This window comes from Scandinavium sp. (assembly GCF_032012665.1).
In the GTDB taxonomy this organism is placed as follows: Bacteria; Pseudomonadota; Gammaproteobacteria; order Enterobacterales; family Enterobacteriaceae; genus Scandinavium.
In genome coordinates, this window is record NZ_DALZVG010000023.1 from 17,800 (window position 1) to 41,771 (window position 23,972).

The 23,972-nt window shown below is 55.8% G+C and carries 24 protein-coding genes and 1 pseudogene; 15 read left to right on the top strand and 10 right to left on the bottom strand.

The window, feature by feature from the left end; translation table 11 throughout:
- Window positions 1-174: 174 nt before the first annotated feature.
- The 5 genes from iaaA (at window position 175) to gsiD (ending at window position 6,440) form a co-directional block, all read left to right on the top strand.
- Complete coding sequence (gene iaaA, locus RTU33_RS16745; RefSeq protein ID WP_312628868.1) at window positions 175-1,113, top strand: beta-aspartyl-peptidase; 939 nt, start codon at window positions 175-177, stop codon at window positions 1,111-1,113.
- Window positions 1,113-2,969, top strand: coding sequence for a glutathione ABC transporter ATP-binding protein GsiA (gene gsiA / locus RTU33_RS16750; RefSeq protein WP_312628869.1), 1,857 nt, complete (start codon window positions 1,113-1,115; stop codon window positions 2,967-2,969). The genes iaaA and gsiA overlap by 1 nt, the downstream gene beginning before the upstream one ends.
- A 15-nt stretch (window positions 2,970-2,984) precedes the next feature.
- Complete coding sequence (gene gsiB / locus RTU33_RS16755; RefSeq protein ID WP_312628871.1) at window positions 2,985-4,526, top strand: glutathione ABC transporter substrate-binding protein GsiB; 1,542 nt, start codon at window positions 2,985-2,987, stop codon at window positions 4,524-4,526.
- An 81-nt stretch (window positions 4,527-4,607) separates the two neighbouring features.
- The gene (gsiC, locus tag RTU33_RS16760) at window positions 4,608-5,528 is read left to right on the top strand and encodes a glutathione ABC transporter permease GsiC (RefSeq protein WP_312628873.1); all 921 of its coding nucleotides are present in this window, start codon (window positions 4,608-4,610) and stop codon (window positions 5,526-5,528) included.
- Window positions 5,529-6,440 carry a glutathione ABC transporter permease GsiD gene (gene gsiD, locus RTU33_RS16765; RefSeq protein ID WP_312628875.1) on the top strand — a complete coding sequence of 304 codons (912 nt, stop codon included), beginning with the start codon at window positions 5,529-5,531 and terminating at the stop codon, window positions 6,438-6,440.
- Window positions 6,441-6,535: 95 nt separating this feature from the next.
- Here gsiD and rimO read toward each other — a convergent pair whose 3' ends face one another.
- Window positions 6,536-7,861 carry a 30S ribosomal protein S12 methylthiotransferase RimO gene (gene rimO, locus RTU33_RS16770; protein ID WP_312628877.1) on the bottom strand — a complete coding sequence of 442 codons (1,326 nt, stop codon included), beginning with the start codon at window positions 7,859-7,861 and terminating at the stop codon, window positions 6,536-6,538.
- A gap of 402 nt (window positions 7,862-8,263) precedes the next feature.
- On the opposite strand from rimO, the gene RTU33_RS16775 reads away from it, so the two are divergent.
- Genes RTU33_RS16775 through RTU33_RS16790 form a run of 4 tightly spaced genes read left to right on the top strand, consistent with a single transcriptional unit; the run spans window position 8,264 to window position 10,801 of the window.
- On the top strand, window positions 8,264-8,737 hold the full coding sequence (locus RTU33_RS16775) for a PAAR domain-containing protein (protein WP_312628878.1): 474 nt from the start codon (window positions 8,264-8,266) through the stop codon (window positions 8,735-8,737).
- On the top strand, window positions 8,737-10,299 hold the full coding sequence (locus RTU33_RS16780) for an S-type pyocin domain-containing protein (RefSeq protein WP_312628880.1): 1,563 nt from the start codon (window positions 8,737-8,739) through the stop codon (window positions 10,297-10,299). Before RTU33_RS16775 ends, RTU33_RS16780 begins: the two co-directional genes overlap by 1 nt.
- Window positions 10,296-10,553: a hypothetical protein gene (locus tag RTU33_RS16785; protein WP_312628881.1), complete on the top strand. Its 258-nt coding sequence runs from the start codon at window positions 10,296-10,298 to the stop codon at window positions 10,551-10,553. The genes RTU33_RS16780 and RTU33_RS16785 overlap by 4 nt, the downstream gene beginning before the upstream one ends.
- A complete protein-coding gene (locus RTU33_RS16790) occupies window positions 10,550-10,801 on the top strand; it encodes a bacteriocin immunity protein (protein ID WP_312628883.1) in 252 nt (83 codons plus the stop codon). The genes RTU33_RS16785 and RTU33_RS16790 overlap by 4 nt, the downstream gene beginning before the upstream one ends.
- Window positions 10,802-10,890: 89 nt before the next feature.
- Here the strand turns inward: RTU33_RS16790 and RTU33_RS21890 are convergent.
- Window positions 10,891-10,977: pseudogene (locus tag RTU33_RS21890) on the bottom strand (hypothetical protein); the annotation flags it as partial.
- Between the two features lie 196 nt (window positions 10,978-11,173).
- On the opposite strand from RTU33_RS21890, the gene ampC reads away from it, so the two are divergent.
- The gene (gene ampC, locus RTU33_RS16795; RefSeq protein WP_409438256.1) at window positions 11,174-12,322 is read left to right on the top strand and encodes a class C beta-lactamase; all 1,149 of its coding nucleotides are present in this window, start codon (window positions 11,174-11,176) and stop codon (window positions 12,320-12,322) included.
- 32 nt (window positions 12,323-12,354) lie between these two features.
- Here the strand turns inward: ampC and RTU33_RS16800 are convergent, their stop codons facing one another.
- Window positions 12,355-12,585, bottom strand: coding sequence for a DUF2554 family protein (locus tag RTU33_RS16800; protein WP_312628884.1), 231 nt, complete (start codon window positions 12,583-12,585; stop codon window positions 12,355-12,357).
- A gap of 201 nt (window positions 12,586-12,786) precedes the next feature.
- On the opposite strand from RTU33_RS16800, the gene RTU33_RS16805 reads away from it, so the two are divergent.
- Complete coding sequence (locus tag RTU33_RS16805) at window positions 12,787-13,899, top strand: PQQ-dependent sugar dehydrogenase (protein WP_312628885.1); 1,113 nt, start codon at window positions 12,787-12,789, stop codon at window positions 13,897-13,899.
- 2 nt (window positions 13,900-13,901) lie between these two features.
- Here RTU33_RS16805 and RTU33_RS16810 read toward each other — a convergent pair whose 3' ends face one another.
- Complete coding sequence (locus RTU33_RS16810; protein ID WP_312628959.1) at window positions 13,902-14,528, bottom strand: glutathione S-transferase family protein; 627 nt, start codon at window positions 14,526-14,528, stop codon at window positions 13,902-13,904.
- A 240-nt stretch (window positions 14,529-14,768) separates the two neighbouring features.
- On the opposite strand from RTU33_RS16810, the gene dacC reads away from it, so the two are divergent.
- Window positions 14,769-15,977 carry a serine-type D-Ala-D-Ala carboxypeptidase gene (gene dacC / locus RTU33_RS16815; RefSeq protein ID WP_312628886.1) on the top strand — a complete coding sequence of 403 codons (1,209 nt, stop codon included), beginning with the start codon at window positions 14,769-14,771 and terminating at the stop codon, window positions 15,975-15,977.
- A 106-nt stretch (window positions 15,978-16,083) separates the two neighbouring features.
- On the opposite strand, the gene deoR is transcribed toward dacC, so the two are convergent.
- Both deoR and ybjG read right to left on the bottom strand, forming a co-directional pair.
- Window positions 16,084-16,848, bottom strand: a complete 765-nt coding sequence (gene deoR, locus RTU33_RS16820; protein WP_312628888.1) for a DNA-binding transcriptional repressor DeoR — start codon at window positions 16,846-16,848, stop codon at window positions 16,084-16,086.
- Window positions 16,849-16,922: 74 nt separating this feature from the next.
- Window positions 16,923-17,531, bottom strand: coding sequence for an undecaprenyl-diphosphate phosphatase (gene ybjG, locus RTU33_RS16825; protein WP_312628889.1), 609 nt, complete (start codon window positions 17,529-17,531; stop codon window positions 16,923-16,925).
- Between the two features lie 265 nt (window positions 17,532-17,796).
- On the opposite strand from ybjG, the gene RTU33_RS16830 reads away from it, so the two are divergent.
- Window positions 17,797-19,026, top strand: coding sequence for an MFS transporter (locus tag RTU33_RS16830; protein WP_312628890.1), 1,230 nt, complete (start codon window positions 17,797-17,799; stop codon window positions 19,024-19,026).
- Window positions 19,027-19,124: 98 nt separating this feature from the next.
- On the opposite strand, the gene RTU33_RS16835 is transcribed toward RTU33_RS16830, so the two are convergent.
- On the bottom strand, window positions 19,125-19,937 hold the full coding sequence (locus tag RTU33_RS16835) for a Cof-type HAD-IIB family hydrolase (protein ID WP_312628960.1): 813 nt from the start codon (window positions 19,935-19,937) through the stop codon (window positions 19,125-19,127).
- Window positions 19,937-21,139, bottom strand: a complete 1,203-nt coding sequence (locus tag RTU33_RS16840; RefSeq protein WP_312628891.1) for an MFS transporter — start codon at window positions 21,137-21,139, stop codon at window positions 19,937-19,939. Before RTU33_RS16840 ends, RTU33_RS16835 begins: the two co-directional genes overlap by 1 nt.
- 84 nt (window positions 21,140-21,223) lie before the next feature.
- On the opposite strand from RTU33_RS16840, the gene RTU33_RS16845 reads away from it, so the two are divergent.
- Complete coding sequence (locus RTU33_RS16845) at window positions 21,224-21,766, top strand: TetR family transcriptional regulator (protein WP_312628961.1); 543 nt, start codon at window positions 21,224-21,226, stop codon at window positions 21,764-21,766.
- A gap of 7 nt (window positions 21,767-21,773) precedes the next feature.
- On the opposite strand, the gene rcnR is transcribed toward RTU33_RS16845, so the two are convergent.
- Window positions 21,774-22,046: a Ni(II)/Co(II)-binding transcriptional repressor RcnR gene (rcnR, locus tag RTU33_RS16850; RefSeq protein WP_312628892.1), complete on the bottom strand. Its 273-nt coding sequence runs from the start codon at window positions 22,044-22,046 to the stop codon at window positions 21,774-21,776.
- A 122-nt stretch (window positions 22,047-22,168) separates the two neighbouring features.
- On the opposite strand from rcnR, the gene RTU33_RS16855 reads away from it, so the two are divergent.
- Entirely contained in the window at window positions 22,169-23,026 is an 858-nt protein-coding gene (locus tag RTU33_RS16855) for a nickel/cobalt efflux protein RcnA (protein WP_312628893.1), read from the top strand.
- A gap of 1 nt (window position 23,027) precedes the next feature.
- Here RTU33_RS16855 and RTU33_RS16860 read toward each other — a convergent pair whose 3' ends face one another.
- Window positions 23,028-23,828, bottom strand: coding sequence for an SDR family oxidoreductase (locus RTU33_RS16860; protein WP_312628962.1), 801 nt, complete (start codon window positions 23,826-23,828; stop codon window positions 23,028-23,030).
- Window positions 23,829-23,972 lie beyond the last annotated feature (144 nt).

Below are 23,972 nucleotides of genomic sequence, written 5' to 3' on the forward strand. Positions count from 1 at the left end.
CTGATGCGCCCATTATGGCAGAAAAGCGCGCCAGACTGTACGGTGATGGTCAGCAGGCCTTTACAGCACCGACGACGCTTTCTATATTCAAAAATCATATAAAATAATCGTCAATATGATGATATTTATACCCTAAATAGAAAAAGCATTCCGTCAGATGAAGGGAAGGGCGCAATGAGTAACGCAGTGATCGCCATTCATGGCGGTGCCGGGGCCATTTCCCGTACCAGCCTGTCGCCAGAGCGCGAGAAAGAGTATGTAGAAGCGCTCGCTTTCATCGTGGAAACGGGCCAGCACATGCTGGAGCAGGGCGCAAGCGCGCTGGACGTAGTCACCGAAGCCGTTCGCCTGCTTGAAGAGTGTCCGCTGTTTAACGCCGGGATTGGGGCCGTATTCACCGCCGATGAAACACACGAACTGGATGCCTGCGTGATGGATGGCTATTCGCTGCACGCCGGAGCGGTGGCTGGCGTGAAGCACTTGCGCAATCCTGTGCTTGCCGCCCGCCTGGTGCTGGAACAGAGTCCGCATGTTTTGCTGATGGGGGAAGGCGCCGAGCGTTTTGCCGCGGATCGCGGTATGGCGCGCGTCAACAACGATCTGTTTTCTACACCTGAACGGCTGGCGCAGCTGCGTCAGGCCCAGGCGGCGGGGGAAACGCAGCTCGATCACAGCGCCGCGCCGCTTGATGAACAAACTAAAATGGGCACCGTCGGCGCGGTAGCGCGCGATCTGGCGGGGAATCTGGCTGCCGCGACCTCCACCGGCGGCATGACCAACAAACTGCCGGGGCGCGTAGGCGACAGCCCGCTGCCCGGCGCGGGTTGCTATGCCAACAACGCCAGCGTTGCGGTCTCCTGCACCGGGACGGGTGAAGTCTTTATGCGCACTTTGGCGGCCTACGACATCTCCGCCTTGATGGAATACAGCGATTTAAGCCTTCATGACGCCTGCGAGCGCGTGGTGATGGAAAAACTGCCTACGCTCGGCGGCAGCGGTGGCCTGATTGCCGTTGACCGCGAAGGCAACGTGGCGCTGCCGTTTAACAGCGAAGGGATGTACCGCGCTTACGCTTATGCGGGCGATACCTCAAGCGTGGGGATTTACCGCTGATGAACCATGCTCATGAAATCGACGCCAGCGACGTGCTGGTGGTTCGCGACCTCAACATCGCTTTTGAGCAGGAGCAGCAAACCGTTCAGGCGGTGAAGCACCTCTCCTTCAGCCTTAAACGCGGCGAGACGCTGGCCATCGTTGGGGAGTCCGGCTCGGGAAAATCCGTCACCGCGCTGGCGCTGATGCGTCTGCTGGAGCAGTCCGGCGGACGCGTTAAAAGCCAGTCTATGCTGCTTCGGCGGCGCAGCCGCGACGTGATTGAGGTGACCCAACAAAGCGCCTCACAGATGCGTCACGTGCGAGGTGCGGATGTGGCGATGATTTTTCAGGAGCCGATGACGTCGCTGAACCCGGTGTTTACCGTGGGGGAGCAGATTGCCGAATCAATCCGACTGCATCAGGGACTCGGGCGCGAGGAGGCGCTGAAAGCCGCCAAAAAGATGCTCGACCAGGTTCGTATTCCGGAGGCGGAAACCATCTTAAAACGCTATCCGCACCAGCTTTCTGGCGGCATGCGTCAGCGCGTGATGATTGCCATGGCGTTGTCCTGTCGCCCGGCGGTGCTGATTGCCGATGAGCCAACTACGGCGCTGGATGTCACCATCCAGGCGCAGATCCTCCAGCTGATTGACGTCCTGCAAAAAGAGATGGCTATGGGGGTCATCTTTATCACTCACGATATGGGCGTGGTGGCGGACATCGCCGATCGCGTGCTGGTGATGTATCAGGGCGAGGCGGTTGAAACCGGCAGCGTGGAGCAGATATTCAGCGCACCGCAGCACCCGTACACGAAGGCGCTGCTGGCAGCCGTACCGACCCTGGGCTCGATGAGCGGCACCGATTTGCCGCGGCGTTTTCCTTTGCCGAATGCGCCCATTGTGAAAGGGGAGCAGGATACAGTTGTCCCTGGCGAACCGATTTTACAGGTACGCGATCTGGTTACCCGCTTCCCGCTGCGCAGCGGCTTACTGAACCGCGTGACCCGTGAAGTGCACGCAGTGGAAAAGGTCAGTTTTGACCTTTGGCCTGGCGAGACGCTGGCGCTGGTGGGGGAATCCGGATCGGGAAAATCCACCACCGGACGCGCGCTGCTGCGGCTCGTGGAGTCACAAAGCGGCAGCATCACTTTTAACGGGCAGCGGATAGACCAGCTTGCCGATAGCCAGCTTCAGCCGCTGCGGCGGGATATTCAGTTTATTTTTCAGGATCCGTTTGCCTCTCTCGATCCGCGTCAGACCGTGGGCTATTCGATTCTGGAGCCGCTGCGCGTGCACCGCATGATGTCGGACGAAGATGCCCGTCGCCGTGTCGCATGGTTGCTTGAGCGCGTCGGACTGCTGCCGGAGCATGCGTGGCGTTATCCGCATGAGTTTTCCGGCGGCCAACGGCAGCGAATTTGTATCGCGCGTGCGCTGGCGCTGAACCCGAAGGTGGTGATTGCCGACGAAGCGGTGTCGGCGCTTGATGTCTCTATTCGCGCGCAGATCATTAATCTGCTGCTCGATTTGCAGCGCGAAATGGGTATCGCTTACCTGTTTATTTCTCACGATATGGCGGTGGTCGAGCGAATCAGTCATCGCGTGGCGGTGATGTATCGCGGGCGAATTGTGGAAATGGGTCCGCGCCGCTCTGTGTTTGAAAATCCACAGCATCCTTATACCCGTAAGCTTATGGCAGCCGTACCGGTTGCCGATCCGGCTCATCGTCGGCCGCAGCGCGTACTGCTGTCAGATGAACTGCCGGGTAATATTTATCCGCGCGGCGTGGAGCAGGCCAGCGCGCCGCTGGTTCAGGTGAGCCCCGGCCACTTTGTCGCCCGGGATGATGCCCCCAGCGCGCTTGCGCGTCTATAACCTCAGGAGAACAACATGACACAACAGATTTCAGGTAAATGGCTGCTGGCGCTGGGTGTTGTTTCCGCCCTGGCGACGACGCCTGCGTGGGCGGCAAAAGACGTGGTGGTCGCGGTGGGCTCGAACTTCACCACGCTCGATCCGTACGACGCCAACGACACGCTCTCACAGGCGGTAGCGAAGTCATTCTATCAGGGGCTGTTTGGCCTCGATAAAGACATGAAGATGCACAACGTGCTGGCAGAAGACTACAAGGTTTCCGATGACGGGCGGGTTTATACCATTAAGCTGCGCAGCGGCGTGAAGTTCCAGGATGGTACGGATTTCAACGCTGAAGCGGTCAAAGCGAACCTCGATCGCGCCAGCAACCCTGACAACCATCTCAAACGCTATAACCTGTACAAAGATATCGCCAGCACCGAAGTCGTCGACCCTCAGACGGTAAAAATTACCCTGAAGCAGCCGTTCTCTGCGTTTATCAACATTCTTGCCCATCCGGCGACGGCAATGATCTCCCCGGCGGCGCTGAAAAAATATGGCAAAGAGATTGGTTTCCATCCGGTAGGCACCGGGCCGTATCAGCTTGATACCTGGAATCAGACCGATTTTGTGAAGGTGAAGAAATTTGCCGGATACTGGCAGCAGGGGCTGCCGAAGCTCGATACCATCACCTGGCGTCCGGTCGTCGACAACAACACCCGGGCGGCAATGCTGCAGACGGGTGAGGCGCAGTTTGCGTTCCCGATCCCTTACGAACAGGCACCGCTGTTGGAGAAAAACAGCAAGCTGGAGCTGGTGGCAAGCCCCTCCATCATGCAGCGCTACATCAGCATGAACGTCACCCAGAAGCCGTTTGATAACCCGAAAGTGCGCGAGGCCATCAACTACGCGATTAACCGCCAGGCGCTGGTGAAGGTCGCCTTTGCCGGCTATGCAACGCCTGCAACCGGCGTGCTGCCACCGTCGATTGCGTATTCCCAGTCCTACAAACCGTGGCCATACGATCCGGCCAAAGCCCGCGAATTGCTGAAAGAAGCCGGGTTCCCGAACGGCTTTAGCACTACGCTTTGGTCATCGCATAACCACAGCACCGCGCAGAAAGTCCTGCAGTTCACCCAGCAGCAGCTGGCGCAGGTGGGCATCAAGGCGAAGGTCACGGCGATGGATGCGGGCCAGCGCGCTTCAGAAGTGGAAGCCAAGGGACAGAAAGAGAGCGGAGTGAGAATGTTCTACACCGGCTGGTCTGCGTCAACCGGGGAAGCCGACTGGGCGCTGTCACCGCTCTTCGCCTCGCAAAACTGGCCGCCAACGCAGTTCAACACCGCGTTCTACAGCAATCCGCAGGTTGACAAAGATCTGGCCGATGCGCTGAAAACGAGTGATACCAAAGAGAAAGCGCGCTTGTATAAAGATGCCCAGGACATCATCTGGAAGGAGTCGCCGTGGGTGCCTCTGGTGGTGGAAAAGCTGGTGTCTGCCCACAGCAAAAATCTGACCGGTTTTTACATCATGCCGGATACCGGGTTCAGTTTTGACGAGGCGGACTTAACGCAGTGATTACGTTGATCCACAGCAGCCTGGCCGCATCTCCTTTTCCCTCCCGCCCCTATGGGGAGAGGGCTGGGGTAAGGGGAAAGGATGCTTAACTACGTCCTCAAGCGCCTGCTCGGCCTGATCCCGACGCTGCTCATCGTGGCGGTGCTGGTATTTCTGTTCGTCCATCTGCTGCCGGGCGACCCGGCGCGGCTGATTGCCGGGCCGGAAGCCGACGCGCAGGTGGTAACGATGGTGCGGCAGCAGCTGGGGCTCGATCAGCCGCTGTACGTGCAGTTTGGTCACTACATTGCCAACGTATTGCAGGGCGATTTCGGTATGTCGATGGTGTCGCGCCGTCCGGTATCCGTGGAGATAGCCAGCCGCTTTCTGCCCACGCTGTGGCTGACGCTCAGTAGTATGATCTGGGCGGTGATTTTCGGCATGGCGATGGGCCTTGCCGCCGCCGTGTGGCGTAATCGCTGGCCGGACAGGCTCGGCATGGCGATAGCCGTTACGGGGATATCCTTCCCGGCTTTTGCCTTAGGGATGCTGCTGATGCAGATTTTCTCGGTACAGCTCGGCTGGCTGCCGACCGTCGGGGCCGATAGCTGGCGGCACTACATCCTGCCATCCATTACCCTCGGCGCCGCTGTGGCTGCGGTGATGGCGCGCTTTACCCGCGCTTCTTTCGTGGATGTGTTCAACGAAGATTACATGCGCACCGCGCGAGCTAAAGGCGTCAGTGAAACCTGGGTCGTGCTCAAACACGGCCTGCGCAACGCGATGATCCCGGTGGTGACAATGATGGGGCTGCAGTTTGGTTTCCTGCTCGGCGGCTCCATCGTGGTCGAAAAAGTCTTCAACTGGCCAGGCCTCGGACGCCTGCTGGTGGATTCAGTGGAGATGCGTGATTACCCGGTGATTCAGGCGGAAGTCCTGCTCTTTTCGCTGGAGTTTATTCTTATCAATCTGGTGGTGGACGTGCTGTATGCCGCCATCAACCCGGCTATCCGGTACAAGTAAATGCGATTGTTAAACTGGCGACGTCAGGCGGTGATCAACGCGCTTCCGGGGATTGCGCCCGGACAGGTGCGCACGCCGTGGCATGAGTTCTGGCGCAAGTTCCGCAAACAGCCGGTGGCAATGGCCGCAGGCGTGTTTGTGCTGTTGTTGATTGTGGTGGCGATTGTGGCGCCATGGATAGCGCCGTTCGATGCGGAAAATTACTTCGACTACGATCGGCTGAACGAAGGCCCGTCGATGGTGCACTGGTTTGGTGTGGATTCGCTCGGGCGTGACATCTTTAGCCGCGTGCTGGTTGGCGCACAGATTTCCCTGGCGGCGGGGGTGTTTGCTGTATTAATCGGCGCGGCTGTTGGCACCGTGTTTGGGCTACTGGCAGGCTACTACGAAGGTTGGTGGGACAGAATCATCATGCGCATCTGCGACGTGCTGTTTGCGTTCCCCGGTATCCTGCTGGCTATTGCCGTTGTGGCGGTGATGGGCAACGGTATGGCAAACGTGATTATCGCGGTGGCGATATTCTCCGTTCCCGCCTTTGCACGCCTGGTGCGCGGCAATACGCTGGTGTTAAAGCAGCAGACGTTCATCGAATCGGCGCGCAGCATCGGCGCCAGCGACGCGACTATTCTGTTCCACCATATTCTGCCCGGCACGGTGTCGTCGATTGTGGTTTATTTCACTATGCGCATCGGTGTGTCAATTATCTCTGCCGCTAGCCTGTCGTTCCTTGGGCTTGGCGCACAGCCGCCGACGCCGGAGTGGGGTGCCATGCTCAACGAAGCGCGGGCCGATATGGTGATGTCACCGCACGTTGCACTGTTCCCGGCGCTGGCGATTTTCTTAACGGTGCTGGCGTTTAACCTGCTGGGCGACGGCCTGCGCGATGCGCTGGATCCGAAGATAAAAGGATAGGAGAGATTTTGTCGGCCGGATAAGCGAAGCGCCATCCGGCAACATCGATAGCGCCCGGTGGCGGCAAACGCTTTACCGGGCCTACAGAGGGAAGATTAAACCCGTGAACCCCACAGGTCGTACTCGTCGGCGTGTTCAACTTTCACACGCAGCACGTCGCCTGGCTTCACGCGAGTTTCACCGTTGAGGTACACCGCCCCGTCGATTTCCGGGGCGTCGGCCATGCTGCGGCCAATCGCGCCTTCTTCATCCACTTCATCAACAATGACCATAATTTCACGGCCAACTTTCTCCTGCAGGCGTTCAGCAGAAATCTGCTGCTGCAGCTGCATGAAACGGTTCCAGCGCTCTTCTTTTACGTCTTCCGGCACCTGACCTTCGAGTTCGTTGGCGGTGGCACCTTCTACCGGGCTGTACTTGAAGCAGCCAACGCGATCCAGGCGCGCTTCCTTCAGGAAGTCGAGCAGCATCTGGAAATCTTCTTCGGTTTCACCCGGGAAGCCGACGATAAAGGTGGATCGCAGGGTCAGTTCCGGACAGATTTCGCGCCACTGCTTGATGCGTGCCAGCTGGCGATCCACGGAGCCCGGGCGCTTCATCAGCTTGAGAATACGCGGGCTTGCGTGCTGCAGTGGGATATCCAGATACGGCAGAATTTTGCCTTCCGCCATCAGGGGGATAACGTCGTCCACGTGTGGATAAGGGTAAACGTAGTGCAGACGAACCCAGATATCGAGCTTCGCCAGCTGTTCACACAGGCCGACCATGCTGGTTTTTACCGGCTCGCCGTTGTGGAAGCCCATGCGGTGCTTGACGTCAACGCCGTAGGCGGAGGTGTCCTGAGAGATCACCAGCAGCTCTTTCACGCCAGCATCCTTCAGACGTTTCGCTTCAGAGAGCACGTCGCCAATCGGGCGGCTGTCGAGATCGCCACGCATGGATGGAATGATGCAGAAGGTGCAGCGATGGTTACAGCCTTCGGAAATTTTTAAGTAGGCATAATGGCGCGGCGTCAGCTTCACGCCCTGTTCCGGCACCAGGCTCAGGAACGGGTTGTGCTGCGGCTTTGGCACATAGTGATGCACGTGTTCCAGCACCTGCTCATAGCTGTGCGGACCGGTGATTTCCAGCACCTTCGGGTGCACTTCACGGATCTGATCGACCTTCGCGCCCAGGCAGCCGGTCACAATCACTTTGCCGTTCTCTTTCAGGGCTTCGCCGATGGCTTCCAGAGATTCCTGCACCGCGCTGTCGATAAAGCCGCAGGTATTGACGATTACCATGTCGGCGTTGTCGTAGCTTGGTACTACGTCGTAGCCTTCGGTGCGCAGTTCGGTGAGGATACGTTCAGAGTCCACCAGGTTTTTCGGGCAACCCAGAGAGACGAAGCCGATTTTCGGCTGCTGTGTCACATTGCTCATAGCTTAAAAATTGTTCGATTTTTGGAATGGTCAGGGCGTGGATTCTACAGAGGTCGGCGGGAAATTTGTACTGAAGAATTGCATGTGGTCGTCGGTTGTCGAAGGAAAGCTGTCTGTAAACGAGAATGACTGATAAATAGTGTGAGGGAGGGGCCGATAGTTACCACAATTGCCAGTTATTATTCGCATCATTGTCACAGTAGTCATGTTTTACCTCATCAGCAATTCAAAGGAATACCCTGATGTGAATTTCACACGTTGAATGAGAAAAAGGGAAGTATTCAAGTCGTGAATGTTATGAAACTCTATTTCATTTTTGAGTGCAAATTGCTTTCGGCACGTGCGCATTATTCGTACAATGGATGGTATATGAGGATAAATTGATACGATGCAGAGGGACTTATGCAGCAATATACCAATGAAATCACACCCGAAATCCATGAAGCCCAATCACAACCACCATACGATGAAGAGCTTTTATCCCTCTGTGACGACAAAACCAGAAAAGAACTTGAAGAATTTAACAAACAGTATTTAAGCCGCCCGTTAGCTCACATTTTCCGGTTTGCAGTCATTGGAAGTCTTACCCGTCGCGATGGAGTCATTCGCCATGCTTCAGGCGGTGCGACGACCGGAGGGTTACAAATTGCCCGGGTTGGTGACAAGGTTGTATATGCTGATGGCAGTGAAGCCACGATCATTTCTGGGGCTGGCAAGGCGCGTGTTATGCAGGGCTCATCTGCTGCACTCGTTGGCAGTATGCTTGATAACGGCGACGAAATAATCTCTACCCCACAATCATGCAGCAAACTGGCTTTTCGTGAAGGTGACACACTCCCGGAAGGATTCCTGACCATGCCAGGGAGTAAGCACTAATGGGGGTCCAGGGCTACTTTCTGTTCAGAGGTGATAAGACTGTTTGCGGTGGAAGAATCCTTGAAGGATGGAGCGATCACCAGTTTTTTGATAAAGACATGGCCTGCGAAGGTCATAAAGTTACCTGCGGTAAACATCCTGGTCATTACCGTATTTGCGGCGGGCTTGAAGACGACGACATACATGGTAAAAGGATTGCCGGAACGCTACACAGCTATAGTTCCTGTCCCTGCAAATCGAAATTCGTTCCTTCAAACTGGGATGATTATTATGAGTTTGATGAAGAACCAACAGTAACGCATATGGATCTGTCCCATCTCGTCGAGATGCCTGCACTCCCTGGACCAATTGGGCAGGCTCAAGGCGCTGATGCCAAACAATCAAATCAAGAACGTGAATATAGCCGGGTTTTTGCTAAATCCTGCCTTCGCGGTGAAGGCTGTAATGACGCAGGAAGGGAACAAGAGCCGCACAGCAACTTTGCAGTGATGGGCTTTTTCCGTGCAGCACCAGTCAATGACCCTTCAATCGATTCAGACGTACCACAACACGCTCAGACGGCAAAGAAAAAACCAGCAGCTCCGGAAGATATCCCAAAACCAAAGAAACGTAGCGCCCTTTATAAGTGGCTCAACGGCAATCATGAGGAAATGGATTATCAGGCCGCAGTTGCAGCCGCTGCCAGTGCAACAAGAGCACAAACTGCAACGGCTGGCGTAAGTGTCCTTGAACAGGTCGCCGGGCGTTTTGCTACCTATGGCACATGGGCGGTAAGAGGTGCAGAAATTGCCACGGCTGGTGCTGGTGCATCAGTTGCCGGGTTTTTAGTGGGTATGATGCCCGGCAGACTGAATGACGGCGAACAAGATTTTATTGACCGTATGCGGCTGTCACAAATGAGTGAAGCCCCAACCCGTGTACGTTTCTCATGGGAGAATGATGCTAACGACAATCCCGTACCGCATGGCTGGCATACGCCACCGGGTAAAGATATGGTGCGAGTCCGTAAAATGCAGTGGGACAACAACCAACAGGCATACACCTTCACCACCGAAGAAGAAAACCCTGTAACCATTATCTGGACTCCCGATCAATCTGGAACTAATAAACCCTGGAATACAGGAAACCAGACTCCGCCGCGCCTTCCGTCTTCTGTGATTGTTGATCCACTCCCGGACAATACCGAAATCACCACGACCAGCACCCCGGCACCGGATGAAAAGAGTTTTGCGGATTACATTCTGATCCTGCCCATTTCAGATATCCCGCCAATTTATATCTACCTGAATTCGGATCATAAATACCATACAGCGCCAAAAGGAACTCCACCGCTACCAGCTTTTCCTGATGCAAAAAGAGCACCTCGAAAAACGGCTATCCAGGGTGGTGGGCAGCTTCGGGCAAGATGGAAAGACGCCAAAGGTAAAATTTACGAATGGGATTCTCAGCATGGTACGGTTGAAGTTTATGATCGTTCGGGGCGTAACCATTTAGGTGAATTCAATCACATAACGGGTGAGCAGACCAAGCCAGCAGACCCAACCAGAAAGGTAGAAAAGTGATGATAAGCTATTCTGTAGAAGTTTTTGATAAACAAAGCGAAGAATTGGTTCTGGAAATCGACATCCCCCAAGACAAACTGAAAAGCATTGCCGGTATTATGCAATGGAGGCCAGATGACGAAGATGCGTTTGTAAAAGGTATTGCAGGATTTAACGTGGCTAAAGCACAGGCTCTGCAACTGGAAAATTTGCTCGGTGAAAAATTCTATTCAGAAGATGTCATTGTGCAAATTGCTGGTGGGGAAACTGCTTGAATACGTTAATCAGTGATTATATAAAAAGCGATTTCATCAGCTTAGTCGCCGAGATAATCCGTGGCCAAGGGACTGAAGCCCACCAAGACGATCTTTTAGAATTGTTCATTCAACTGACTGAACATCCTGAAGGTTCAGACCTGATTTACTACCCTCAATCGACAGCGGACGCAACACCTGAAGCAATTTCAAATAAGGTGCAAGAGTGGCGTAAAGCCAACGGTAAACCCGGCTTTCGTGAAGAATGAATTTGCGGTAGAAAGCAATACATGTTGATTCGAAGCGCCGGGTTTTTATCCCGGCTTTTTTTCGCCTAAGTCAATCATGCTGGGGATTAGAGCAAAGTCAGTAATGTATTATTTTTGACTTTCGGGTAACCCAGAGAGACGAAGCCGATTTTCGGCTGCTGTGTCACATTGCTCATAGCTTAAAAATTGTTCGATTTTTGGAATGGTCGTCAGGGCGTGGATTCTACAGAGGTCGGCGGGAAATTTGTACTGAAGAATTGCAGGCCGGGTGGGTTTTCGGCTTAATGACGCGGGTTGACCATTACGATTCGTTTATCAGGAGGGAAAATGAAAACGAACACCTGCACTTCTGTCCTTCAACATCCGCGCTTTATGGCGCTAATTCTTGCCACTTCACTCACTGCTGTGCCGCTGGTGGCCGCTGCGTCCGGGCCGGTTTCAGCGCAAAAATTACAACAGATTGTTGATGATACCGTTAAACCGTTGCTGAAAGAGCAGCAGATTCCCGGCATGGCAGTGGCGGTGATTTATCGCGGCAAGCCTTACTATTTCCACTATGGCCTCGCGGACGTCCAGGCGAGGCGCCCGGTGACTGACGACACTTTATTTGAACTGGGATCGGTCAGTAAAACCTTTACCGGCACCGCAGGCGCTTACGCGGTGGAAAGTGGGATCGTGAAGCTCAGCGATCCGGCGGCAAAATACGAGAATGCGCTGAGCGCACCGCAGTGGCAGAAAATCACCATGCTGGATCTGGCTACCTATACCGCTGGCGGTTTGCCGTTGCAGGTGCCGGAGGAGGTGACAAACCAGGCCGCGCTGTGGCGCTATTACAACGGCTGGCAGCCGCAGTGGACGCCGGGCACGATGCGCAATTATTCCAACGCCAGCATTGGCCTGTTTGGTGCGCTGGCTGTGAGCAAAAGCGGTCTGAGTTTCGAGCAGTTCATGCAGAAGAATCTCTTCTCGCCTCTGAACCTGTCGCACACTTTCATCACCGTGCCTGATGCGGAAAAGGCAAATTATGCCTGGGGCTATCGGGACGGCAAAGCGGTGCGCGTGACGCCGGGGATGCTGGATGCAGAAGCCTACGGCGTGAAAACCACTATCCAGGATATGGCGAAGTTTATGCAGGCCAATATCGCGCCGCAGCAGCTACCGGATAGCGATACCGTGCTGAAAAAAGCCATCGGCACTGCGCAGAGCGGCTATTACAAAGTGGGCGATATGTATCAGGGGCTGGGCTGGGAAATGTATCCGTGGCCTGTCGATTCGCATCAGGTGATTACCGCCAGCGGCAACGATGTGGCGCTGAAGGCCACTCCTGCCGCGTTGCAGACCCCACCGCGCCCGGCAACGCCTGCCAGCTGGCTGCATAAAACCGGCAGCACCAACGGTTTTGGGGCTTATATCGCCTATGTGCCGCAGCAGGAGATGGGCATTGTGATGCTGGCGAACAAGAACTACCCGAATCCGGTTCGCGTCACGGCAGCCTGGCAAATTCTTAACGCATTACGCTAAGTTCACAGGCTTCCCCGAACGGGGAAGCCTTGTCAGAGGTGGATCACCTCGGGTTTGCGTTCTTTAATGGTGTGGTGATCCTCACGCAATTCATCGGCGGCGTCCCTGAATCTCGCCCGAATATCATCGCTGTCTGCATTGTGACGCATCCAGTGGTCTGCGTTTTCTACCTGATAAAACTCATGTCCGTTGGCGTTCGCCATCAGCTGGCCGGAAAAAAGTGAGCACAGCAGCAGTACGATTGATAACCCTTTCCTGAACATAATGGCACCGTCTGGTTGAGAAGACCGGCGCACTATAGCAATGGTTTCATTGCGTGACTATTCAGTTTTCCAAACAAAGCCTCAACGGATGGTGCTTTTTTGTGCGGGTGAAAAAGCGCAATGGTTAAGTTTTTGTAAAAGTGGAGGTCGCGAGCCTCAGGCTGGCTACCCTTAACGCAGTGATTGCCAAAGGAGTCTGCTATGCCGCGTGTCGCAATGAGTCTTCTTCTTGCTGCTTTTCTTGTTACGCCTGCCGCGTTTGCCGCCGGTGTTCAGGTTGAGGTGCTGCAGCGCAAGCTGGATCATCCCTGGTCGATGGCCTTTTTGCCGGACAATAAAGGGCTGCTGATTACGCTGCGCGGTGGGCAGCTGCGTCTGTGGCAGGAGGGCAAAGGACTTTCTGACCCGCTGTTGGGCATTCCACGAGTATGGGCCAACGGGCAGGGCGGTTTGCTGGATGTGGCGCTGGCCCCGGATTTTGCGCAGTCCCGACGAGTCTGGCTCAGTTATGCCGAGGTGGGCGATGACGGTAAAGCGGGAACGGCGGTCGGTTACGGGCGGTTGAGTAATGACTTATCCCGCCTGGAAGCGTTCAGGGTCGTGTTCCGACAAACGCCGAAACTTTCCACCGGTAACCACTTCGGCGGTCGGCTGGCGTTCGACGGCAAAGGCTATCTCTATATTGGCCTGGGCGAAAATAACCAGCGTTCGACGGCGCAGGACCTCGACAAACTTCAGGGCAAAGTCGTGCGCCTGACCGAAGAGGGCAAAGTGCCGCCGGATAATCCGTTCGTCAACCAGCCCGGAGCTCGGGCGGAAATCTGGTCCTGGGGCATTCGTAATCCACAGGGCATGGCGATGAATCCCTGGAGCCAGGCGTTGTGGCTGAACGAGCACGGGCCACGCGGCGGTGATGAAATTAACATTCCGCAGCGCGGGAAAAACTACGGCTGGCCGCTGGCAACGCATGGCATCAACTACAGCGGTTTGCCGATCCCGGAGGCCAAAGGTGAAAAAGTGGCGGGCACTGAGCCACCGCTTTTCTTCTGGAAACAGTCGCCCGCCGTGAGCGGTATGGCTTTCTATGACGCTGATAAATTCCCGCAATGGCAGCATAAGCTGTTTGTTGGCGCGTTAAAGGATCAGGCGGTGATTGTTCTGAACGTCGACGGTAATAAGATAACGGAAACGGAGCGCATTCTGGGTGATAGGAAACAGCGCATTCGTGACGTGCGCATCGGACCCGACGGTTATCTTTACGTGCTGACCGACGAGTCCGATGGGGAACTGCTGAAGGTGAGTCCGGCTGCCTGAGATCAGGTGACCGGGATCATGACCACGTTCTGGTACGCCGGACGGCGCGATAGCTGCTGATACCAGCGCTGTAAATTTGGGTGCGGCTGCCAGGTTTTGACCGTTTCCAGCAGGTTGTAGACGAACGGCGCCACGGCGATATCGCCAGTGCCAAAATTGTCGCCGGAAAGCCAGTTGGAATGCGCCAGCGCGTCGTCCAGAATCGCGAACAGCGCTTCACACTGCGCGATGGCTGCATCAATGGCTGCCTGGTCGCGTTTTTCCGCTGGTGTGCGGACCAGCCCCATCAGGATGACCCGGTGAGCCGGAGAGAGCGTGCCGTTGGCCCAGTCCATCCACTTTTCGCCCTGTGCACGTTGGGCTGGATTGCTCTGCCACAGGCTTTCCTGCCCGTACTGTGCCGCGAGGTAGCGCACGATGGTGTTTGATTCCCATAAGGTGATGTCGGTCGCGTCATCATGCAGCAGCGGCACCAGCCCGTTGGGATTTTTGGCAAGATAGTCGGCGTCATGATTCAGGCCAAACTCCAGCCCGGCAAGGATCTGATTATAGGAAAGACCGAGTTCTTCCAGCGTCCAGCGAACCTTTTTAACATTGGTTGAGTTATTTCTGCCCCAAAGCGTAATCATCATTACCTCAATTCCAGCGCATAAGTGAATGCCCATGGTCAGTTAAATTTAACCTTCACACAACCGCGATCAAAAAAAATGTCCAGTTTTCAGCACAACGCGCCGTTCTTGCGTAAACTTTAAAAACTTTACCAACGCATTGTTTCTTTAAGATCATTTCTACGTTATTACTCACGGCCTGTTGTTGCACGGCGTCGGTGACGTAACGTGTGTTTTGGAATGGATACTTGGGTGGCTTTTATGACGCGTACAGTTGTTTCTCCCCGCGGCCTGGCGGCAGGCTCTCTGCTTTTACTCCTCGTGGCACCTGCTTTACAGGCAGCCGATGCTGTTCAACAACCGGAAGCTCCACCGGTCGATGCCAAAGCCTGGATCCTGATGGATTACAACAGCGGCAAAGTCCTGAGCGAGGGCAACGCTGATGAGAAACTTGATCCGGCGAGCCTGACCAAAATCATGACCAGCTACGTGGTCGGGCAGGCAATAAAAGCCAATAAAATCAAGCTGTCTGATATGGTCACCATTGGCAAAGACGCCTGGGCGACGGGCAACCCGGCGCTGCGCGGCTCATCGGTGATGTTCCTGAAGCCTGGCGATCAGGTTTCCGTTGAGAACCTCAATAAAGGGGTGATCATTCAGTCCGGCAACGACGCCTGTATTGCGCTGGCGGACTACGTGGCCGGCAGCCAGGACGCCTTCATCAGCCTGATGAACAGCTATTCGCAGAAGCTCGGCCTGACCAACACCGTGTTCAAAACCGTGCACGGCCTGGATGCACCGGGTCAGTTCAGTACCGCCCGCGATATGGCGTTGCTGACCAAAGCCATGATCCACGACGTGCCGGACGAGTACGCCATTCACCAGGAAAAAGAGTTCACCTTCAACAACATCAAGCAGCCGAACCGTAACCGTCTGTTGTGGAACACCAGCCTGGGTGCCGACGGCGTGAAAACCGGTACGACAGCAGGCGCAGGCTACAACCTGGTCTCCTCTGCGAAGCAGGGCGATATGCGTCTGATTGCGGTGGTGCTGGGTACCAAAACTGACCGTATCCGTTTCAATGAATCCGAAAAACTGCTGACCTGGGGCTTCCGCTTCTATGAAACCGTCACGCCAATCAAGCCTGACGCCACGTTTATTGAACAGCGCGTGTGGTACGGCGACAGCAGCCAGGCCAGGCTTGGTGCGGGTGACGCCGGATCCATTACGCTCCCGCGCGGCCAGCTGAAAAACCTGAAAGCGAGCTATACCCTGAACGAGCCGCAGCTGACCGCACCGCTGGCGAAAGGGCAGGTGGTTGGCACTATCGACTTTAAGCTGAATGATAAAACCATCGAACAGCGGCCGCTGATCGTGATGGAAGCGGTGAATGAGGGCGGGTTCTTTAACCGGATGGTGGATTTCGTGCTGATGAAATTCCACCAGTGGTTCGGGAGCTGGTTCTCTTAACTGATTGGCAGTTCTTGCCCGGTGGCGGCTACGCCTTACAGGGCCTGGAGAATCGGGCTACCTTTCTGTAGGCCCGCGCAAGCGAAGCGCCGCCGGGCAAAATGTATTATTTATCGAACAGCAGCGCGATCCCGTGCTGTTTAGCCAGCGCCGCCAGTTCGTCATCCGGGCGGCGGTCGCTGGCGATAACGTTAAACTTCGCAATCTCACCCATTCTCGCCGGTCTTACCTTGCCAAATTTACTGTGATCGACCACCAGGACATGCTTCTGCGCGCTGGATAACGCCCAGTGTTTCACCGGCAGTTCATCAAGATTAAAACAGGTTGCGCCCAGTTTGGCATGAACGCCTGCTGCGGAATAAAAGGCGATGTCCGGGCAGAGATGGCTCAGCGTGTCCTGTGGGCTGAGCGGCTTGAAGATAGCATTGCTGGCATGAAATTCACCGCCGCAGAGTATGGCCCGACAAAGTGGCTTATCCTGCAAGGCCAGAAAGGTATTCAGAGAATAGCAGACGCCGGTAAACGGCAGTTCGTCATCAATGGCGTCGATTATCCACGGCGTGGTCGTGCCGCAGTCAAAAAAGGCCATCTGATGGGCTTTCAGCAGCTTTGCCGCCAGGCGGGCAGCCTGGCGCTTTTCGTCCACCAGGCGGGTTTTCTGATCGCTCAGTAAATAATGGCTGGCGCTGCGGGGCTCCAGTACGACGTAGCCACCGAGCAGCACTACGGGACCGCGATGGCTGTTGAGGTCGCGGCGAATGGTCATCTCCGACACGCCGATCAGCGCGGCGGCTTCCTTCAGGTGGAGCTTATCGCTACGTTTGAGAGCCTGAATAAGCTGGCTGATTCGCTCATCGCGCCGTGTTTCCATAAAACCCCTGTAAGCCTTAATGCCCGTCGCGGCAGGCGAAGGGTCCGGCGGCGATTTTACCTCTGCCGCCCGGCTTAGTCACGTATCCAGCCTTTGCGGATAGGCAGCGAGAAGCAGAAGCGGTACATGGCCTGCAACCGGCGGTAGATGGCTTCGCCAAACATCAGCCACAGCACCTGGGAGGCGAGACAGCCGCTGAGTCCGGAGAGGAAGCCGCCGACCATATCAAGCGGCCAGTGCACGCCGAGGTAAACGCGGGACCAGGCAATCGCGCAGCCAATAGCCAGCAGTACTACGCCAGACCACAGGCGATGCCAGAACAGGAACGCCAGCGCAAAGGTAAAAATCACCGTACCGTGGTCGCTTGGGAAGGAGTCATCCGCAGAGTGATGCAGGAAGTTATAGCCGATACCGTCAACAAACGGTCTGTCGTGCGGATAAATGTGACCAACAACCCACGAAAGCAGCAGGCTTACGCCAATCGCCATCGCCACCTTAATCACCAGCTGACGCTGGGCACAGACCTGCTTACGCGGCCCCCAGAGCCAGAGCGCAACCGCCAGCAGCGGCACGATATTGATCAGATCTTTGGCGATGAAAATCGCGAGCGAGATCATCCACTGCGGCGACGCCGGGGTGGCGTTAATCCAGTAAAACAGCGAGGTATTCAAATTTTCCAGCATAGCGTGCGGGCTCTTACAGTTTGATGACGGTGCTCACCTTAAAAAATTAACGCCGGGACAAGTAAGAGGGATTGTCTTAATTGTCAGGCGGTTGAGGTCAGCGTTAATTTTTCTGCTTTCACTGGCGGCAGTATAGGGTCCGCAACTTAAGCGAACCTTAAACGAGTAAATTTGTGCTGTAACAGGGTGTTTCACGCACTTTTCGCTATCGTCATCCACTATCATTCATTACACTTCACGCGATTTTTTACCGTTAAGAGATTGCATGCAAAACCCTTCACTTTCTGGCAAACGCCTCGGTCGTCAGGCGTTACTTTTTCCGCTCTGTCTGGTGCTTTACGAATTCTCAACCTATATCGGTAACGACATGATCCAGCCGGGCATGTTGGCGGTGGTTGAGCAGTTCAACGCCGGGATGGAGTGGGTGCCAACCTCGATGACCGCCTATCTGGCTGGCGGGATGTTTTTACAGTGGCTCCTTGGGCCGCTGTCGGACCGTATTGGCCGTCGTCCGGTGATGCTGACCGGCGTGGTATGGTTCATTGTCACCTGCCTCGCCACGCTGCTGGCGCAAAACATTGAACAGTTCACCTTCCTGCGCTTCCTGCAGGGCATCAGCCTGTGCTTTATTGGTGCGGTGGGCTACGCCGCAATTCAGGAGTCGTTTGAGGAAGCGGTGTGTATCAAAATCACCGCGCTGATGGCGAACGTAGCGCTGATTGCGCCGCTGCTCGGGCCGCTGGTGGGGGCCGCCTGGGTGCACCTTGCGCCCTGGGAAACGATGTTTGTGCTGTTTGCCGCCCTGGCGCTGATCTCCTTTTTTGGCCTGCAGCGGGCGATGCCGGAAACCGCGACGCGGCTCGGCGAGAAGCTGTCGGTAAAAGAGCTTGGCAAAGACTATGGCCTGGTGCTGAAGAACCTGCGATTTGTGGCCGGAGCGCTGGCGACGGGCTTTGTCAGCCTGCCGCTGCTGGCGTGGATTGCGCAGTCGCCGGTGATTATCATCAGCGGGGAACAGGCCAGCACTTACGAATATGGCCTGCTGCAGGTGCCAATATTTGGTGCACTGATTGTCGGCAACCTGGTGCTGGCGAAGCTGACCTCGCGCAAAACCGTGCGCTGGCTGATTATCGCGGGAGGCTGGCCGATTATGGCCGGATTGGTTATCGCCGCAGCTGCAACCGTTGTGTCCAGCCACGCTTATCTGTGGATGACCGCAGGCTTAAGCGTTTACGCTTTCGGCATCGGGATAGCCAACGCGGGCCTGGTACGTTTGACCCTGTTCGCCAGCGACATGAGTAAGGGCACGGTATCAGCGGCGATGGGGATGCTGCAGATGCTGATTTTCACCGTCGGTATTGAGGTGAGCAAGCACGCCTATCAGTCTGGTGGCAACGGCCTGTTCAGCGTGTTTAACCTTGCTAACGGCCTAATCTGGCTGGGGCTGATTGCCTACTTCCTGAAGGATAAAGCGGTCGGTAGTTCGCAGCAGTAAATTGATGAAATGCCGGGCGGCACGTTGTTTGCCCGACCTACAGAAGCGCGATTTGTAGGCCGGGTAAGGCAGCGCCGCCACACGGAAATGACCACCCGTTAACAGAAAGGCGCTTCCCGCCTTAAAACTTTATCAATCACCTGCAGCACGCCTTCGTCATTGTTGTGCGGGGCGCGGTGGTTGGCCGCTTCAATGGCCGCTTCGCACGCATTCTGCATCGCAAAGCCAAACCCCGCCTGGCGCAGCATCTCCAGGTCGTTGCCGCTGTCACCGAACGTCACGACTTCATGATCCTCAATACCCCAGCGCTGTTGCAGGATGCGCAGACCGTTGGCTTTGTGCACGCCCGGAATGATCAGATCGATATTGCCGTGCCCCGTAGTGACGGCGGTCATCAGGTCGCCGACGCCCTCATGCAGGGCTTTCTGGACCTCCGGCACCAGCCTGTCTGGCAGGTTCAGGCCAAACTTCAGGAAGGTATCGTCCAGTTTATCGAAGCTGTCGACAAACTCAAGGCGGTGATAATAGAGCGCGGCCATCGCCTTCAGCTCATCGTTGTAGCGCTTCAGGGTATATGCACTGCGCTTGCCGCAGGCGATGATTTCCACATCCGGCAGGGTGTGCAGAAAATCCACTACCTTACGGAAATGCCCGGCAGGCAGCTCGCAGTTGAAAACATCTTCCCCCGCATCCCGCACCCAGCCGCCGTTTTCGGCCACGAAGGCTATCTCATCGGCCATCTCCGGAAAGAAGGAAATTAGCTGCCAGTACTGGTTGCCGCTGGCGACCACAAAGCGAATGCCCTGGGCCTGCATCTGCTGATACTGTGCGAGAAAGCGCGTCCGGTTGTAGCGCTTATCATCGTTGAGAAAGGTTCCATCCATATCGACGGCAATCAGTTTGATACTCATCATGCACTCTCCGTAGCGGGTTCAGATTCAGGTTTGGCGACCGCGCGTGCCACCAGTGCGGCAACTATGACTAACGACAGCACCGCCAGCATGGCGCTGCGCAGGCCGTAATGCTCACCGAGGAAGCCGAGGAGCGGCGGGCCCACGAGGAACGCCAGGTAGCCGGTGGTGGCGACAACGCTGACGCGGGTTGGCGCGTCCGGGCCGGTGTCGCTGGCGGCAGAAATGGTGAGTGGGAAGCCGAGTGACGCACCGAGCCCCCAGAGAATAACGGAGACGCCGGCAACCCAGTCGACGTCAACAAAGATAATCAGCGCAATGCCGAGTGCACCCATGATGGCGCTGGCGCGAACGACGGCCACGCGGCTGTAGCGGTCGATAAACCAGCCGCCGGTAAAGCGCCCGACGGTCATCCCGAGGGTAAAGCCTGCGTAAATCAGCGAACCGGAGGTTGGGCTGAAGCCGTGACCGTCCACCATCAGCAGCGGCAGCCAGTCGTTGGCGGAGCCTTCGGCAAAGGCCATCGCCAGCACCACCACGCCAATCAGCATAAGCTGCCCGTCCCGCCAGAACGGCACGCCTTTTTCGTGATGCTCGCTGTTTTCGGCGGAGTTTTTACCGGTACCTTCGGGAATGGCTTTAATGGCAATCGCAATGGGTGCAATGCCGAAGAGCGCGGCGAGAAGAATATGGATCGTGGCAGGTGTTCCAAACGCCGTCAGCGCCATGCCGATACCGGCACCGACCAGCGTGCCGAAGCTGTAAAAGCCGTGCATCATGGGCAGCACGGTCTTTTTCATTTCTCGCTCGACGGCGGCACCTTCAACGTTAATGGCCACTTCGGCGGCCCCGAAGCTTGCGCCAAAGACCATCAGACCAAAGGCGAAAAAGAAGGGTGAGGCGAGCCACAGCGCGAGGCTCAGCATGAGCATTCCGACCAGTGCGCAGGACATGGTGGTGCGAATGACTTTGCGGGTGCCAAAGCGCTTAACCAGCCACGCCGAGCAGAGTATGCCGCTCATCGAGCCTATCGACAGGCCAAACAGCACAATACCCATTCCGGCCGTATTGACCGACAGAATGTCACGGATGGCGGGCGTTCGCGTGGCCCAGGAGGCCATCAGCAGGCCTGGCAAAAAGAAGAACATAAACAGCGCCCACATACGCAACTGCAGGGCCCGGCGGGGAGAAAGCGACGTCATCCGTATACTGCCTGTACAAAAAGAGGGAGAGACAACACTAGCAAGGTTGTGTACATTTGTACACAAATCACAAAAGGAAAAATGATGGCCCGTAGACCCAACGATCCGCAACGACGCGAAAGGATCCTGCAGGCGACGCTGGACACCATCGCGCATCACGGTATTCAGGCAGTCACGCACCGCAAAATCGCCAGCTGCGCCGACGTGCCGCTGGGGTCGATGACTTATTATTTCAGCGGCATAGACGCGCTACTCGAAGAAGCGTTCAGCGGCTTCACCGATGAAATGCTGGTGCAATACAAAGCGTTTTTTGCCGAAGTGAACTCCCCACAGCAGGCCTGTGACGCCATCACGCAGCTGATTTTCAGCGCGCAGGTCACGACGACGCGCAACATGGAACTGATGTATCAGCTGTATGCGTTTATCGGCTGCAAACCGGCGCTTAAAAACGTAATGCAAAACTGGATGCAGGGCAGCCAGCAGGTGCTGGAGCAGTGGTTCGATCCGGCAACCGCCCGCGCGCTGGATGCGTTTATCGAAGGAATGACGCTGCATTTTGTCACAGACCGTGCGCCGCTGGGTAAAGCGGAGATCCGCGAGATGGTGGGGAGAATTGCCCGCCTGTGAAAGTGGGTTATTTGATATAGGAGTCGAGTACTTTCAGCACCACATCCAGATCGGCCTCGCGCTGAACTTCATCTTCCTGATGGACGATATGCTCCGTCAGATGGCCTTTGATCACTTCCCGCATTAACCCGTTCACTGCCCCGCGAATGGCGGCAATTTGCTGCAACACTGCTGCGCACTCGTGCGGCTCATCGAGCATATTTTTCAGGGCGTTAACCTGTCCCTGAATTTTGTTCGCGCGGGCTTTCAGCTTTTGTTTATCACGGACGGTATGGGACATGCTTCGATCTCCACGGCGGTAAAAGTCGGGCCATAATACCATCGGCGATCTACTGGGGGGTAGTATTGTATACTGGGGGGGAGTAGAATGCGCCGCATCAATACCGGATGAGAGAACGCCTTATGACCGATTTCACCACCCTGTTCCAGCAGGGCAATGCCTGGTTTTTTATTCCGAGCGCTATTTTGTTAGGGGCTTTACATGGGCTCGAACCCGGCCACTCCAAGACCATGATGGCGGCATTTATCGTGGCGATTAAGGGTACGGTCCGTCAGGCCGTGATGTTGGGGCTGGCGGCGACGGTGAGCCATACGGCGATTGTCTGGATAATCGCGTTTGGTGGGATGTACATCAGCCAGCAATTTACCGCTCAGTCGGCAGAGCCCTGGCTCCAGTTTGTTTCCGCGGTCATCATTCTGGGCTCCGCGTTCTGGATGTTCCAGCGTACCTGGCGCGGTGAAAAAAACGGGTTGCAGGAAATGCAGTCGCAGCAGCATCACGACCACGACCACGACCACGACCACGACCACGACCACGACCACGACCATCATGATCATACGCATGCTGAACTGGCGGGGCTGGAGCAGGGTTCACGGGAATATCAGGACGCGCATGAGCGCCATCATGCCAATCAAATCCAGCGCCAGTTTACTGACCGCGACGTTACCAATGGGCAAATCCTGCTGTTTGGGCTGACGGGAGGTCTGATCCCGTGCCCGGCAGCGGTGACGGTCATGCTGATTTGTATCCAGTTGAAAGCGCTGGCTCTTGGCGCGACCATGGTTATCAGTTTCAGCATTGGTCTGGCGTTAACGCTGGTGACTGTTGGGGCTGGGGCAGCGATAGGCGTTCGCCATGCGGCAAAAGGCTGGAGCGGGTTTAACAAAACTGCCCGGCGTGCACCTTACTTTTCCAGCGTGCTGATCGCTGTGGTTGGTGTTTATATGGCTGTACATGGCCTGAGCGGCATTCTGAAATAATCTAGCCGCTGGTGGTGGCGCCTGCCGTGACGTTAACGACGGTGGCGGTCATGGAATTTGCCCGTTCTGATGCCAGGAAAGTCATCACCCCAGCTACTTCTGAGAGTGTTGGCAGGCGCTTCAGCATTGTGCTTTGCGCCGCGCCACCTAACCACTGCTCAACGGTTATGCCCATCGCCTGCGCCTTTGGTGCAAAGATTTCGGCCGTATAAGACCCGGCGGCAACCGCATCGACAATGGCATGAGAACGCACACCAACCACTCGAATGTTCTTTGGCCCAAGCTCACTGGCGAGCGATTTAACGAAAGCCTCGGTGCCTGCACAGCCGACAATATGACCCAGATGATTTGGCATCACCATCGCTCCGGCGGGTGCGACAACAGTCAAAATCACACCCGCCCGATCGCCACCCATATGTGGCGTCACCGCTTTTGAAATGTTGAACATGGCTGACAAAAACGGATCGAATCCTTGCCTGAATTCAGACAGGCTGAGCTCCAGAATCCCTTTACCCTGATCGTGCATAAAACCCGTAGCATTCACGACGATGTCAATTCCGCCGGTTTGTTGGGCCAGTTTTGCCGTCTGGTTAAGCGTGGATTGTTCATCAAGAACATCAACGATGAGGGTATTTGCAGCGAATCCTGCTGCGCGTACTTCGGCCAGAGCATTTTCGAGTCGAGCCTGTTCGCGAGCGAGAAGCCAGACCCGAGCACCTTCCCGCGCCATCGCCAGCGCGACCGAACGGCCTATTGCGCCGCTGCCTCCAAAGATCACAGCAATTTTGCCCTGAAGTATCATCACGGTTCCCCTCACGTATTCGTCTTTCAGAAGTATGGGTAATATGCAGACTGGTGCAAGTTGGCCGGAAACCTGGCTAAAGCTCTTCACGCCGAATATTACGAACGCAGGAAAAAAAGCGAAAGGTTGTTATGCCGTGAAACC